This window comes from Achromobacter sp. FW305-C-28, assembly GCF_058783235.1.
Window position 1 is genome coordinate 735,900 of sequence record NZ_JBYSYL010000002.1, and the last position, 13,331, is coordinate 749,230.

Annotated in this window: 12 protein-coding genes; 3 read left to right on the forward strand and 9 right to left on the reverse strand. The window is 68.7% G+C overall.

The genetic code is table 11. The features are described 5' to 3' along the window. The first annotated feature begins 1 nt into the window (after position 1). Together AC3WMR_RS08290 and AC3WMR_RS08295 are read left to right on the forward strand one after the other, a co-directional pair. A complete protein-coding gene (locus AC3WMR_RS08290; protein WP_492263546.1) occupies positions 2-967 on the forward strand; it encodes a transglutaminase family protein in 966 nt (321 codons plus the stop codon). Then, complete coding sequence (locus tag AC3WMR_RS08295) at positions 964-2,112, forward strand: zinc-binding metallopeptidase family protein (protein ID WP_492263547.1); 1,149 nt, start codon at positions 964-966, stop codon at positions 2,110-2,112. Before AC3WMR_RS08290 ends, AC3WMR_RS08295 begins: the two co-directional genes overlap by 4 nt. 50 nt (positions 2,113-2,162) lie before the next feature. Here the strand turns inward: AC3WMR_RS08295 and AC3WMR_RS08300 are convergent, their stop codons facing one another. Both AC3WMR_RS08300 and AC3WMR_RS08305 read right to left on the reverse strand, forming a co-directional pair. After that, positions 2,163-3,050, reverse strand: a complete 888-nt coding sequence (locus tag AC3WMR_RS08300) for an SAM-dependent methyltransferase (RefSeq protein WP_492263548.1) — start codon at positions 3,048-3,050, stop codon at positions 2,163-2,165. A 17-nt stretch (positions 3,051-3,067) separates the two neighbouring features. After that, positions 3,068-4,354 carry an APC family permease gene (locus AC3WMR_RS08305; protein WP_025138586.1) on the reverse strand — a complete coding sequence of 429 codons (1,287 nt, stop codon included), beginning with the start codon at positions 4,352-4,354 and terminating at the stop codon, positions 3,068-3,070. Between the two features lie 370 nt (positions 4,355-4,724). On the opposite strand from AC3WMR_RS08305, the gene AC3WMR_RS08310 reads away from it, so the two are divergent. Continuing rightward, the gene (locus AC3WMR_RS08310) at positions 4,725-5,555 is read left to right on the forward strand and encodes a hypothetical protein (RefSeq protein ID WP_492263549.1); all 831 of its coding nucleotides are present in this window, start codon (positions 4,725-4,727) and stop codon (positions 5,553-5,555) included. On the opposite strand, the gene AC3WMR_RS08315 is transcribed toward AC3WMR_RS08310, so the two are convergent. The 7 genes from AC3WMR_RS08315 to AC3WMR_RS08345 all read right to left on the reverse strand — a co-directional run bounded on the left by AC3WMR_RS08315 (position 5,552) and on the right by AC3WMR_RS08345 (position 13,279). Further along, complete coding sequence (locus tag AC3WMR_RS08315; protein ID WP_175193012.1) at positions 5,552-6,196, reverse strand: helix-turn-helix domain-containing protein; 645 nt, start codon at positions 6,194-6,196, stop codon at positions 5,552-5,554. The two genes, AC3WMR_RS08310 and AC3WMR_RS08315, sit on opposite strands and share 4 nt — an antisense overlap. Positions 6,197-6,267: 71 nt before the next feature. Further along, positions 6,268-7,722: an N-acyl-D-amino-acid deacylase family protein gene (locus AC3WMR_RS08320; protein WP_492263550.1), complete on the reverse strand. Its 1,455-nt coding sequence runs from the start codon at positions 7,720-7,722 to the stop codon at positions 6,268-6,270. Then, positions 7,694-8,773 carry an ABC transporter ATP-binding protein gene (locus AC3WMR_RS08325; RefSeq protein ID WP_492263551.1) on the reverse strand — a complete coding sequence of 360 codons (1,080 nt, stop codon included), beginning with the start codon at positions 8,771-8,773 and terminating at the stop codon, positions 7,694-7,696. Before AC3WMR_RS08325 ends, AC3WMR_RS08320 begins: the two co-directional genes overlap by 29 nt. Then, positions 8,770-9,783: an ABC transporter ATP-binding protein gene (locus AC3WMR_RS08330; protein ID WP_492263552.1), complete on the reverse strand. Its 1,014-nt coding sequence runs from the start codon at positions 9,781-9,783 to the stop codon at positions 8,770-8,772. The genes AC3WMR_RS08325 and AC3WMR_RS08330 overlap by 4 nt, the downstream gene beginning before the upstream one ends. Positions 9,784-9,791: 8 nt before the next feature. Beyond that, a complete protein-coding gene (locus tag AC3WMR_RS08335; RefSeq protein ID WP_175193008.1) occupies positions 9,792-10,667 on the reverse strand; it encodes an ABC transporter permease in 876 nt (291 codons plus the stop codon). Positions 10,668-10,680: 13 nt separating this feature from the next. Then, on the reverse strand, positions 10,681-11,616 hold the full coding sequence (locus tag AC3WMR_RS08340; RefSeq protein ID WP_492263553.1) for an ABC transporter permease: 936 nt from the start codon (positions 11,614-11,616) through the stop codon (positions 10,681-10,683). Between the two features lie 79 nt (positions 11,617-11,695). Further along, positions 11,696-13,279, reverse strand: a complete 1,584-nt coding sequence (locus AC3WMR_RS08345; protein ID WP_492263554.1) for an ABC transporter substrate-binding protein — start codon at positions 13,277-13,279, stop codon at positions 11,696-11,698. Positions 13,280-13,331 lie beyond the last annotated feature (52 nt).

Consider the following 13,331-nt stretch of genomic DNA (forward strand, 5'->3'; position numbering starts at 1 on the left):
CATGACCTTGCCTGACTCGCCCGACGCGTCCCAGACCCTGGGGGTCAGCCACGTCACCGCCTACCGCTACGAAGCGCCGGTGGAGCTGGCCCACCACCTGTGCTACCTGCGGCCGTTGCACGACGCCTGGCAGCAGGTGGACGGCTACACGCTGGCCATCACTCCCGCGCCGGCCGACTACGCCGAATCGCTGGACGTCTTCGGCAACCGCCGCGCCACCTTTGCGTTGTATGCGCCGCACGAGGCGCTGACCGTGCGCGCCACCAGCCAGGTCACCGTGCGCCCGCGCTTTGACGGCCTGGACCCGACGGCCACCGCCCCCTGGGAGGCCGCGGCCGAACGCCTGCGCTACGACGCGGGCGCCGACTACGCGCCGGAAGGCGAATTCGTGTTTCCGTCGCCCTATGTGCCGCTGCACGGCGAACTGCGCGACTACGCGCTGGTGTCGTTCACGCCAGGCCGGCCGATTGCGCTGGCGGCCATCGACCTGATGCATCGCATCCACCACGATTTCACGTACGACCCAGCCCATACCCAGGTGTCCACGCCCATCCTGGATGCGTTTCGCCAGCGGGCCGGGGTGTGCCAGGATTTCGCCCACGTCATGATCGGCTGCCTGCGCGCCATCGGCCTGCCGGCGCGCTATGTCAGCGGCTACCTGATGTCGCAGCCGCCCCCGGGCCGACCGCGCCTGATCGGGGCGGACGCGTCGCATGCCTGGGTGTCGGTGCATTGCCCGGGCTTGGCGGCCACCGGCGGCTGGCTGGACCTGGACCCCACCAACGACCTGGTGCCGGGCGTGTCGCACGTGGTGCTGGCCCAGGGCCGCGACTATGGCGACGTGACGCCGCTGCGCGGGGTGATCCGCGGCGGCGGCCATGAATTGAGTGTGCAGGTCACGGTGGCCCCCTTGGCGGAATTTCCGACCGAGCCGGCGCCGCCCTTGTTTCCGGAGGTCGATGCATGACGTATTTCTTCGATGCGCTGGGGCGCCAGCTCAATGCGCCCAAACGCCAGCGCCAACGCCAGCGGCACGCCCGCGCCAAGGCGTTCCAGTGCGTCTGCGGCCAGCAGATCTTCTTTGGCAATACCGAATGCCTGAACTGCCATCGGCCATTGGGTTTCGACCCCAAGCGCGGCCACGTGCTGGCGCTGGACCCGGGCAAGACGGAAGGTGTGTGGGCCGAAGCCGGCCGGGTGCGGGGCAGGGCCTTCAAGCGCTGCGGCAACTTTGCCACGCCGGCCCTGTGCAACTGGCTGCTGCCGGCCACGTCCGCCGACTCGCTCTGCCTGGCGTGCAGCCTGAATCGCACCATTCCCGACCTGTCGATTCCCGAGAACGGCCCGCTCTGGTTCAAGGTGGAAGCCGCCAAGCGCCAGCTGATCGCGCAGTTGATGACACTGGGCCTGCCGATCCGGCGCTCGCAAGAGCCAGGCGACGGCGGACTGGCGTTCGACCTGCTGGCTCCGGGCGCGGACGGCGCGCCGTTATTGACCGGCCACAACCAGGGCCTGATCACCATCAATATCCTGGAAGCCGACGACGCCTACCGGGTGCAGGTGCGTGAATCCATGCACGAACCCTATCGCACGCTGCTGGGGCATTTTCGTCACGAGATCGGTCATTTCTACTGGGACCAGCTGGTGGCTGGCGGCGACTGGCTGGAACCCTTTCGCCAATTGTTCGGCGACGAGCGCGCCGACTACGCCCAGGCGCTGCAACGCAATTACGAACAGGGGCCGCCCGCCGACTGGGCGCTGCATTTCATCAGTACGTACGCCTCGTGCCATCCCTGGGAAGACTGGGCCGAGACCTGGGCCCACTACCTGCACATGATGGATACGCTGGACACCGCCATCAGCTTTGGCGTCACGCGCATGGCGGTGGAGCAGGCCTACGAACCCTTTACCCGGGTATCGCTGTACGACCAGGACGACCCCGAAGGCCAGGGCTTCCTCGACCTGGTCAATGCCTGGGTGGCGCTGACCGGGGTGCTCAACGAGCTGTCGCGCAGCATGGGGCAGCGGGATTTCTACCCCTTCGTGCTGCCGGGCGAGGTGGTGGGCAAGCTGCAGTTCGTGCACCGGGTGGTCAAGGGCGCGGCGCGCTGAGAGGCTTCTAGCCCCCGACCGCCCGGACCCGTCCAGGCACCGGGCTGGGTTCAGATCCGCCGCGCCGACCACTCGCCCTTGCCGGCGGCGCTGCCGCTGATGGTGGTGCCGTTCACTTCGCCCGTGTAGCGCACGCCGTCGGCCGTGAACGAGATCGTGCGGCCGTCCATGCGGGCGTCCGAAATCTCGCTGGACCCCAGCTTGCCGGTCAGCCTCTGGTACTGCTGTTCCAGCCGCAGCGTCTGGCCAGCCACGTCCCATTTGCCGTCGACCTTGGCCGGCACGATCCACAGCAAGGCGTTGCAGTAGGTCTGGCAGGCCTCGGTGATGGTCTCGGACGCGTCCGGTTCCCAATCGCCCATGCGGAAGGTGTTGGACACGATGCGGGTGCCCGGTTCCAGCTGCAGCAGCCGGGGGCGCAGCTTTTCGTTGATGGTCGACAAGAGGAACATGGTGATCACGTCGGCCTGAGACAGGTCGGTCTGGAACAGGTCGGCCACCTCGAAGCTGGCGCGGCCGGACACGCCGGCCTTGGCGGCGTTGCCCCGCGACAGCGTCACCAGATCAGGGTTGTATTCGATGCCCTTGGCGGTCAGGCCGCGCTGGGCGGCGGTAATGACCAGGCGGCCGTCGCCCGAGCCCAGGTCCATCAGGCGGTCTTGCGGGGTGACGGCGGCCATGTCCAGCATCTTGTCGACCAGGGTCTGGGGCGTGGGCACCCAGATGACGTCCTTGCCGTCCTGGCCCACGTCGGGCACATAGGCGTCGGACTGGGCCTCGGGCGTCGCGGCGACCGGTTTTGCAGGGGTGACTGGCAGGGCGGCCGGCCCGGCGGCGCGGGCCTCGGCCAGGACGGCCAGGGACAAGGCCAGCGCCAGCGCGGATGCCATGACGGTGCGGCGGCGGACGGGCGATAGAAAAGCGTGGGCACGTTGCATGGTGAAGACTCCTGGGGCTAGGGAAGGGGGCTTGCCGGCTTGAGCACCCGCAGCATCGGCACGCCCGCGGCCAGCACGGCCAGGCCGATCAGCGCACCGGCGCCGGCATAGGCCGCGCTGGAATACACCAGCCCGGCGCAGGCCAGCGCCAGCAGCGCGGGGGTCAAGGGATACAGCGGTACGCGAAACGGCCGCGGGCGGTCGGGGTCGCGCCGGCGCAGGCGCCAGACGGACGCGGCCACCAGCAGCATGAACAGCCAGAACACCGGGGCGGTGTAGGCCACCATGGCTTGCACGCTGTTCTGGCTGAAGGCGCCTACGGCCAAGAGGGCCAGCGTGATCACGCCCTGGGCCAGCAAGGCGCTGACAGGCGTTTCATTGCGGTCGTTCCAGCCGGCCAGGGCCCGCAAGCGCGGCACGTCGCGGCCCAGCGCGTAATACACCCGCGCCCCGGTGATGATGGTGCCGTTGATGGTGCTGAGCGCCGTGGCGCAGATCACCAGGCTGAGCAATGCCGCCGCATAGGGGCCGGCCGCCAGTTGCATGACGGCCGCGCCCAGGGCGGGCGTGTCGCGCAGGCCTTGCAGGCCGAACAGTTCCAGCAACGCCAGATTGGTCAGCAGGTACGCCCCGGTCACCACCGCGGTGCCGATCAGCAGCACCCGCGCCATGTTGCGTCCGGGGTTGCGCAGTTCGCCGCTGAGGTAGGCCGCTTCGTTCCAGCCGCCGTAGGTGAGCAGCACGAACACCATGCCCATGCCCATCAGGCCGGCGGCATTGCCGGTCAGGGGCGCCGGCACCGGCGAGACGGGCGACTGGGTGAAGAGGGCGGCGGTCAGCACGGTCGCCAGCGCAGCCAGCGTCAGCAGGGTGAACAGCCATTGCAGGCGCTTGGAATGGCGGGTGCCGGCCACGTTCAGGGCGGTCAGCGCCACCACCGACAGGGCCGCGTGCGCCGTCGCGCCGTGGGTGCCCAGGGGCAACAGCTGCTGGGCGTAGTCGCCATAGATGAAGGCCACGACCGCGATGGCGCCGGTCTGGATCACGGTGCAGCGGGCCCAGGCGAACAGCAGGCCCACGCGCGGCCCCCAGGCGCGTGACAGGTACAGGTATTCGCCGCCCGCGCCGGGGTAGGCCGCGCCCAGCTCGGCGTAGCACAGCGCGCCCACCAGCATCACCAGCCCGCCGGCCAGCCAGAACGCCAGGTACATGGCTTCGGACGAGGCATGCTGCGCCACCAGCGGCGGAAAGCCGAAGATGCCGATGCCGATCACCACGCCGACCAGCACCACGGTGGCGTCCATGACCGACAGCCCGGGCGGCCCCAACGCCCCCGCCGCCGCGCCGCCGCCCTGCGCGCCGGCTGCACTGGGGCTGTGGCGCATGGGGCGGGTGACAGGCGGCATGGAATTCTCCCGGTAGGTCGCCGACGCGCGGGCACGCGGCCGGACAGACAAGTCCGGCCAGACCGACGTCTGACAAATAGCTGAATAAAGAGGGACCCCGGTCGGCCAAGGAAAGTTTCTACGGGATTTCCCGTAGGGGTGGTCAACGCAGGCGGTAACCGCTGGGCTGGCGGCCATGAATATTTCGTTGCGTGTCATGTCGCCGTCCTGTTTCCCGCCCGGGCGTCCCGTGCCGGGTCGTGACGGGGCGGCCAGAAGGGTTGCGGCCTTGGGCGTCTTGGGGCTGGCGGTGGGAGTCAGCCTGGCGCAGGCTCAGCCCGTGGGGGCCGCGGCCGCATCAACGCCTGCGATGCCGGCCGCCGCCACGCCTTTCACCAGCTACCCGGCCTTCTACGAATCCCTGGGCGGCAACCTGTTCCCGGGCGATGGCGTGCCTTTGGCGCAGGCCTGCACCGATACGCCGCGCCGTTGCCTGTGGGTCAACGCGATGACCGTGGCGGTGCGGCGCTACTCGGCGACCCAATGGATCGCGCCGGGGGAACTGGACATGGACCCGCCCAAGGGTACGCCGGGCATCGGCTTCGATGGACAGTCCTTGTCGATCGGCGAGCGGCGCTGGCGCCTGGCGCAGGGAACGGATTTGGCGGCGACTGACCCGGGCCGCACCGCATCCGCCACTGAGTTCGGTAAAGGCGCTGCCGCCAAGGCCTCGCGGCAAGCCATCGCCGCCATCGACCCGGAAAATCTCGCGCAGGTCGCCGTCTGGCGGCGGGCGGGTTGGGCCTGCGTGGAACTGCATTTCAATGCCAGCGGCCGGGGCGGGCGCTATCCGCAGGTGCTGGTGGCGCAGGGCGGCCGCCTGTATGCGTTGCCGCGCCTGTTCTCGGCCTGCGCTGCCGTGCGCGAGGCGCCGGGGCAGGGGTTCAGCTATCCGGTCAATACCTATCTGGGGGCGGGCGGCGAGGCAGAACCCGACGGCTTGCAGGTGGACTACCTGCTGCCCGACGGCCAGACGCGCGTCGGCCGATATCGGTTGCGCTACCTGCAACCGGATAACGTCTATCTGTTCGAGGCCGTGCCGCAGGACCGCCCGGGCTAGGTGTCCTGCCGCGCCGGCTTGATCCGGGACGGCACGTCGTCCAGGTCGCTGCACACGGCCAGCACTTCGGCCGGCTTCTTGCTCAGCGACAGGTACACGTGGCCGATGCCGCTGTCGAAATAGGCGGATTCCAGCTTGTCCAGCACCACGCTGTCGCCGTTTTCGAACTGGATGCGCACCTTGCCCGACAGCACCAGGGCGAATTCCTGGCCGGGGTGGCGGATGTAGTCTTCGAATTCCACGACCTCGCGCGCGTCGATCAGCGCCACCATGGGCATCATCTTCTTGCCCGGGTACTCGCCCATCAGCAGGCGGTAGTGGTAGTTGTCGGTGACGTAATCCCGCGCGTCGCGCAGCGTGTTCTTGACGAACGTGGGCGCCTGGGCCGCCTGCGAGGCATCGCGCAGCATGAACATGCGCGTCATGTCGATGCCCAGGGCGCGGGCCAGCGCGGCGAACTTCTCGTAGCTCAGGGCAATCTGCCCCAGCTCGGCCTTGGACAGGGTCGACACCGCGATGCCGCTGGCCTGCGATAGCGCCTGCAGCGTCATTTTCCGCGCCTTGCGCTCGGCGCGCAGGCGGGCGCCCATTTCTTCCTTGCCCACGATTTCGGGCGGGGGCGTATTGCGGGGTGGGGCCATGTAGCGGTCTGGCGTCTAGGGTTTGGAGGCGTATCGCGGATTGTAAGGGTTGGCGCGGCTGAGTCGGCAGTTCAGGCGGCGGTACGGGCCAGCACCCGGCCGGCGTGCTGGCCGGTGAACGCCTGGTCCTGCCAGACCGCCACGCCGTTCACGTACACCGAATGGATGCCGGCGGCGCGTTCGGTGGGGCGTTCGAACGTGGCGGTGTCGGCCACCGTGGCGGCGTCGAACACCACCAGGTCGGCGTAGTAGCCCGGCTGCACCTGGCCGCGCTGCGCCAGGCCGAAGCGGGCGGCGGTCAGGCCGGTCATCTTCCACACGGCGGTTTCCAGGGGGAACAGGCCCAGGTCGCGCGAATAATGGCCCAGCACGCGGGGAAAGGTGCCCCACAGGCGCGGGTGGGGGCGCTCGTCATGCGGCAGCCCGTCGGACCCGATCATGGTGGGGCCGAACGCCAGGATGCGCTGTACGTCGGGCTCGTCCATCATGAAATAGATGGCGCCGGCCGGTTGCAGGTCGGGCACCACGTCGAATTTGGACTTGCCGCGTTCGGCGGCCACGTCGTCCAGGTCGCGTCCGCTCAGTTCAGGAAAGGGCTTGCACCAGGTGATGACGGTGCGCCCGGCCAGCAGCACGCGGTCTTGCTTGAGCATGGTGGAACCGGCCACGTAGGGGTAGGCGTCCAGCGACACGTCCTGGCGCGCCATGGCGGCCTCGATCAGCGGCAGCGTTTCGCGCGAACGGCCGAAGTTGGGCTGCCCCATGACCTTGTGGTGCGAGATCACCACCGGCACGTCCAGCTCGCGGCCGATGCGGAAGGTTTCTTCCAGGGCTTCTACGACATGCTCGCCTTCGTCCCGCATATGGGTGGCGTACACGCCGCCATGGGTGTGCAGTGGCCGACAGACCTCGATGATCTCTTCGGTGGTGGCGTGGGCGGCGGGCGGGTAGAACGTGCCGGTCGAGATGCCGATGGCGCCGCTGGCCATGGCTTCTTCGGCCAGGGCCTGCATGGCCAGGATTTCGGCGGGACTGGCGGCGCGGTGCAGGTCCGGCATGACGGCGGCGCGCAGGGTGGAATGGCCGACCATGCAGGCCGCGTTGACGGCGGCCGGCGTGGCGCGCAGCGCGGCCAGGTAGTCGGCGAACCGCGTGAAATGGTACGAGCCGCCTTCGTCCAGCAGGTCCAGCGGCGGGGGCGGGGTGGCGTGCGTCAGTGGCGCCAGGCTGATGCCGCAGTTGCCGGTGACCACGGTGGTGACGCCCTGCGAGATCTTGGGCGTCATGTGGCGATGCTTGAGCAGGTAGTTGTCGTCGTGGGTGTGCGAATCGATGAAGCCGGGCGCCACGATCTGGCCCGACACGTCGACGCGCCGATGCGCGGCGGCGCCGGCCAGGTCCCCCAGGGCGGCAATGCGGTCGCCGCGCACGCCGACGTCGGCGCGCCGGCCGGGGGTGTTGCTGCCGTCGATGACGGTGCCGCCGGCAAGAATCAAGTCAAAGGGCGGGGTGTCGGGGTGGGGCATGGAAGGCTCCGGTTGAAGGGGGGGGCGACGCGGCAAAATGGCACGCCACCTCCTGGTCGGGTCCGACCTGGCGCGGGGCGGGCGTTTCTTCGGCGCAGCGCGCCTGGGCCATCGGGCAGCGGGTGCGGAACGCGCAGCCGGACGGCGGCGCCAGCGGGCTGGGAATTTCGCCTTTCAGCACGGCCACGGGGGCGCGTTCGCCCCGGCGGGCCGACGGTACGGCCGCCAGCAGCGCCCGGGTATACGGGTGCGCCGGCTGGTTGAACACCGCGTCGCGGCTGCCGGTTTCGACGATCTTGCCCAGGTACATCACGGCCACGCGGTGGCTGATGTGGCGCACCACGCTCAGGTCGTGCGAGATGAACACATAGGTCAGCCCCAGGTCGCGCTGCAGGTCCATCAACAGGTTGATCACCTGCGCCTGCACCGACACGTCCAGCGCCGACACGGGTTCGTCGCAGACGATCAGGCCGGGGTCCAGCGCCAGGGCGCGCGCGATCACGATGCGTTGGCGCTGGCCGCCCGAGAATTCGTGCGGGTAGCGGTCGGCGGCATCCGGCCGCAGGCTGACGCGGGCCAGCAACTGCGCCACGCGTTCACGGATGGCGCCCTGGCCGTGGCCGAAATTGCGCAACGGCTCGCCGATGATGTCGCGCACCCGCATGCGCGGGTTCATCGACGAAAACGGGTCCTGGAAAATGAACTGCATGCGCTGGCGCATGGCCCGCAGCGCGCGGCTGTTCATGCCGGCCAGGTCCGCGCCTTCGAGCAGGATGCGGCCCGCGGTGGGGTCGGTCAGGCGGATCAGGCACTTGCCGGTGGTGGACTTGCCGCAGCCGGATTCCCCCACCAGGCTGAGCGTCTGGCCGCGCGCAACCGACAGCGATACGCCATCCACGGCCCGCAGCACGCGGCCGCCTTCGACGGCGAAGTGCTTTTTCAGGCCTTCGACCTGCAACAGCGGCGGGGCGGATGGGGGCGAGTTCGCGTCGGGCGAGGACATGGCGGACGCAGATACGTCCGGCGCAAACGGTGCATCGTGCAGGTTCATCGCGCGTCTCCCGTCATCATCGCCATCGGTTCATCCAGCCGTGCCCAGCACCACACCCGGTGGCGCGCTCCGGCCGAGACCTCCGGCGGCGTTTCATCGGTGCAGCGCGGCAGCGCCCGCGGGCAGCGCGCCGCGAAGGCGCAGCCGCGCGAGTCCGGCGTCATCACCGGCACGATGCCCGGCAATTCCGCCAGCCGCGCCGTGTGGTCCTGGCCGTCGACAAAATCAGGCAGCGACCGGATCAACGCCTGGGTATAGGGATGCGCGGCGTGGTCCAGGATGTCGTCCACCGGGCCTTCTTCGACCTTGCGCCCGGCATACATCACGATGACGCGCTGGCACATCTGCGCCACCACGCCCAGGTCGTGCGTGATCAGCACGATGGCCGTGCCCAGCCGCGCCTGGATGTCGCGCAGCAGGTGCAGGATCTGCGCCTGGATGGTGACGTCCAGCGCCGTGGTGGGTTCATCGGCGATCAACACCTTGGGCTGGCAGGCCAGCGCCATCGCGATCATGGCGCGCTGGCGCATGCCGCCGGACAGCTGGTAGGGATACTCGCGCACCCGCCGCGCGGGGTCCGAAATCTGCACCAGTTCCAGCAATGCCTCGGCCTGTTTCAAGGCCTGGCGCCTGGACAGGCCCTGGTGCAGCATCAACGATTCGCTGATCTGCCGGCCCACGGTGAACACCGGGTTCAGCGACGTCATCGGTTCCTGGAAGATCATCGACACCTGATTGCCGCGGATCGCCCGCATGGTTTTCTCGGGCAGGGCCAAGAGGTCGCGGCCTTCGAAGTCGACGCGGCCGCGGGCCACCCGGCCCGGGGCGCGCAGCAGCCGCATGATGGACAGCGACGTGACGCTCTTGCCGCAGCCGGATTCGCCGACCAGGCCCAGGGTTTCGCCCGGCATCAGGTCGAACGACAGGCCGTCCACCGCCACGACGGTGGTCTCGTCGCCGTCGAAACAGGTGGTCAGGTCATGCACTTTGAGTACGGGATCGGATCGCATGGCGGCTCCTAGATCTTTTTCGCCAGGCGTGGATCGAGCATGTCGCGCAGCCCGTCGCCCACCAGGTTGACGGCCAGCACGGCCACGCCCAGGAACAGGCCCGGATAGAGGATGATGTGAAACGCCACCGCCACGAAATTGCGGCCCTCGGCCATGATGTTGCCCCAGCTGGGCGTGTGCGGCGGAATGCCCACGCCCAGAAAGCTCAGCACGGCCTCGGTCAGGATGGCGGACGCGGCAATGAAGGTGGCCTGCACCATCAGCGGCGCGAACAGATTGGGCAGGATGTGGCGCAGCAGAATGGCGGGCACGCGCGTGCCGGACGCCACCGCGGCTTCAATGTAGGGTTGCTCGCGGATCGTCAGCACCAGCGCGCGCACCAGCCGCACCACGCGGGGAATTTCCGGCACCACGATCGCCACGATCACCGTGCCCAGCCCGCCTTTCAGGGTGGCCATCAGCGCAATCGCCAGCAGCACGCCGGGGATGGCCATCAGGCCGTCCATGATGCGCATGATCAGCGCATCCAGCCGGCGAAAATACCCGGCCAGCATGCCCAGCAGCACGCCGCCCACGGTGGCCGCCAGCGCTACCACCACGCCGACCAAGAGCGAAATCCGCGCACCCCAGACGGTGCGCGAATACACGTCGCGGCCCAGCGCGTCGGTGCCGAACAGGTGTTCGGCCGACGGCGGCTTCATGCGTGCCATCGGGTTGATGTCCTGCGGGTCGACGGTGGCCAGCCAGGGCGCGGCCAGCGCCATCACGGCCAGGGCCACCAGGATGGCACAGCCGACATACAGCATGGGATGGCGCCGCAGCGACCGGGCGGCGCGGCGCCAGCGCGGTCGGGCAACAGCCAGGGGCAGGGTAGCGGTGGTCATGGAAGGCCCCTTTTCAGTAACGGATGCGCGGGTCGAACAGGCGATAGCTCAGGTCGACCAGCAGGTTGATCAGCACGTAGATGCCCGAGGCCACCAGCAGCACGCCCTGGATGACCGGGTAGTCGTGGCGCAGCACGGCGTCGATGGTCAGGCGGCCCAGGCCGGGAATGGCGAACACGGTCTCGGTGACCACCACGCCGCCGATCAGCAGCGCCACGCCCACGCCGATGGTGGTGACGATGGGGTTGGCGGCGTTTTTCAGCGCATGCCAGACGACCGGCCCGGCCGACAGGCCCTTGGCCCGGGCGGTGCGGATGTAGTCTTCGGACAGCGCTTCGAGCATGGTGGCGCGGGTCATGCGCGTCAGCAGCGCGATGTACACCAGGCCCAGCGACAGGCACGGCAGCACCAGGTGGCGCAGATACGGCACCAGTCCGTCGGCCAGCGGCTTGTAGCCCTGCACCGGCAGCCAGCCCAGCTTGATCGAAAAGCCATACACCAGGCAGTAGCCGATCAGGAACACCGGCACCGAAAACGCGCACACCGCGCCCACCATCACCAGCCGGTCCAGCAGTCGGCCGACATGCCAGGCGGCCAATACGCCCAGCGGCACGGCGATCAGCACGGCAAACAGCATGGTGAAGGCGGCAATCGACAGCGTCGGCCCCAGGCGCTGGCCGATCAGTTGCGCCACTGGCATCTGGGTGGCGATGGACGTGCCCAGGTCGCCGGTGGCCAGGTGTCCCAGCCAGATGCCGAATTGCTGCAGCAGCGGCTTGTCCAGCCCCAGGTTCTGGCGGATCTTTTCCACGTCGTCGGCCGTGGCGTTGTCGCCCGCGATGACCGCCGCCGGGTCGCCCGGCGACAGGTGGATCAGCATGAACACCACGACCGCGACCACGGCCATGACCGGTATGACGGCCGCGATGCGGCGCAGAATGTATTTCACCTTGCTATCCCCCCTGGCGATCTGCCCGGCGCGCGGGCAGTCGCATGTCCGGTATTCCGGTGCCGCGGCACGCAGGCCGCTACGGCTTTTCCACGTTCCACATCACGGGGATGCCGGTCTTCATCAGCTCGGTGTGTTTCAGGCCGCGCACGGCCGACACCGGTTTGAATTCGCCCCACATCACGTACGGCACCGTCTGGTAGGCCCGCGCTTGCAGCTGCGCGGCAATCTCCTTGCGCTTGGCCGCGTCGGTTTCCTGGATCCATTGGGTGCGCAGGGTGTCCAGTTCCTTGTCGCAGGGCCAGCCCGGCAGGCTGTTGCCGCAGGCGGCCGACAGCCACGGGTTGGTGACCGGCGTGCTGGCGTCGAAATAGCCGCCCCAGGTCAGGAACACGTTCCAGCCGCCCTGGGCGGGCGGGTCTTTCTTCAGGCGGCGCGCGGCCAGCGAGGCCCAGTCCATCGATTGCAGGTCGACATTGATGCCGGCCTTCTTCATGTTCTGCGCCATCACCATCACCGCCGGGGCGCTGATGTGGTCGGTGGGGTACAGCAGCACCACCTTTTCACCTTGGTAGCCGGCCTCTTGCAGCAATTGCCTGGCGCGGGCCAGGTCGGTCTTGGCGTAGGGCGCGGCGCCCGCGTCGGTGGCCAGGGGCGAGCCGCAGATGTACAACGTGGGGCAATAGTCCACCCGGTACTTCTCGGGGTAGCCGATGGCTGACACCATTTCCCTCTGGTTCACCAGGTAATACAGCGCCTGGCGCGCCTGCGGCTTGTCGAAGGGCGGGTGCAGCGCGTTCACGATCACCATGCCCTGCGAGGCCACGGACGTGCTCAAGGTGATGTCGGGGTTGCTTTCCAGCACCGGCAGGAAATCGGGCGTGGTCTGCTCGATCATGTCGACTTCGCCGTTCATCAGCGCCGCGGTGGCCGTGTTGCCGTCGGGAATGTAGATCCATTCCACCCGGTCGACCTTGGCCACCTTGCCGCCCGCCAGTCCGTCGGCGGGTTCTGCGCGCGGCACGTAGGCCGGGTTCTTCACGTACACCACCTTGTTGCCGGGCACCCATTCATCGCGCTTGAAGAGGAACGGGCCCGAACCCACCATGTCGGTGACCTGGGTGTTCGGGTCGGTCAGCGCCAGCCGCTTGGGCAGGATGAACGGCGGCATGCCGGACGGCTTGGCCAGCGCGTCCAGCACCAGGCCGAACGGCTGCTTGAGCGTCAGCGTGAAGGTATCGGCGCTGGTGGCGGCCAGTTCGGCGCCGGCGGCCATCATCGCCTGGCCCAGCGTGTCTTTCTTGGCCCAGCGCTGCAGCGAGGCCACGCAGTCTTCGGCGGTGACGGCCGTGCCGTCATTGAATTTCAGGCCGGGGCGCAAGGTGAAGGTCCAGCTCTTGCCGTCGGGCGAGGTGGTCCAGCTTTGCACCATCTGCGGCTTGGGCTGGCCGTGGCTGTCCTGCGCGAACAGGGTGTCGAACACCATGTAGCCATGGTTGCGCGTGATGTAGGCGGTGTTGAACAGCGGGTCCAGCGTCTTCAGGTCGGCGTGCGGCACCATCCGCAGCGTCGTCGGCTTGGGCTGGGCCTGGGCCTGCGGCGCGGTGGCCGCGCCCAGCGCCAGCAGGGCGGCTGCGCCCAGCAGGCTGAAACGTTTCATCATGGTCATCCCCTTGGTCTTGTCGGCCGCCGCCTGCGTGGGCGGCGGCTGTGAT

What these genes read in the sequence shown, in the direction of transcription:
- AC3WMR_RS08290 (WP_492263546.1), top strand. Translation starts at nt 2, where the DNA reads ATGACCTTGCCTGACTCGCCCGACGCGTCCCAGACCCTGGGGGTCAGC.
- AC3WMR_RS08295 (WP_492263547.1), top strand. Translation starts at nt 964, where the DNA reads ATGACGTATTTCTTCGATGCGCTGGGGCGCCAGCTCAATGCGCCCAAA.
- AC3WMR_RS08300 (WP_492263548.1), bottom strand. Translation starts at nt 3,050, where the DNA reads ATGCAACGTGCCCACGCTTTTCTATCGCCCGTCCGCCGCCGCACCGTC.
- AC3WMR_RS08305 (WP_025138586.1), bottom strand. Translation starts at nt 4,354, where the DNA reads ATGGACGCCACCGTGGTGCTGGTCGGCGTGGTGATCGGCATCGGCATC.
- AC3WMR_RS08315 (WP_175193012.1), bottom strand. Translation starts at nt 6,196, where the DNA reads ATGGCCCCACCCCGCAATACGCCCCCGCCCGAAATCGTGGGCAAGGAA.
- AC3WMR_RS08320 (WP_492263550.1), bottom strand. Translation starts at nt 7,722, where the DNA reads ATGCCCCACCCCGACACCCCGCCCTTTGACTTGATTCTTGCCGGCGGC.
- AC3WMR_RS08325 (WP_492263551.1), bottom strand. Translation starts at nt 8,773, where the DNA reads ATGAACCTGCACGATGCACCGTTTGCGCCGGACGTATCTGCGTCCGCC.
- AC3WMR_RS08330 (WP_492263552.1), bottom strand. Translation starts at nt 9,783, where the DNA reads ATGCGATCCGATCCCGTACTCAAAGTGCATGACCTGACCACCTGTTTC.
- AC3WMR_RS08335 (WP_175193008.1), bottom strand. Translation starts at nt 10,667, where the DNA reads ATGACCACCGCTACCCTGCCCCTGGCTGTTGCCCGACCGCGCTGGCGC.
- AC3WMR_RS08345 (WP_492263554.1), bottom strand. Translation starts at nt 13,279, where the DNA reads ATGATGAAACGTTTCAGCCTGCTGGGCGCAGCCGCCCTGCTGGCGCTG.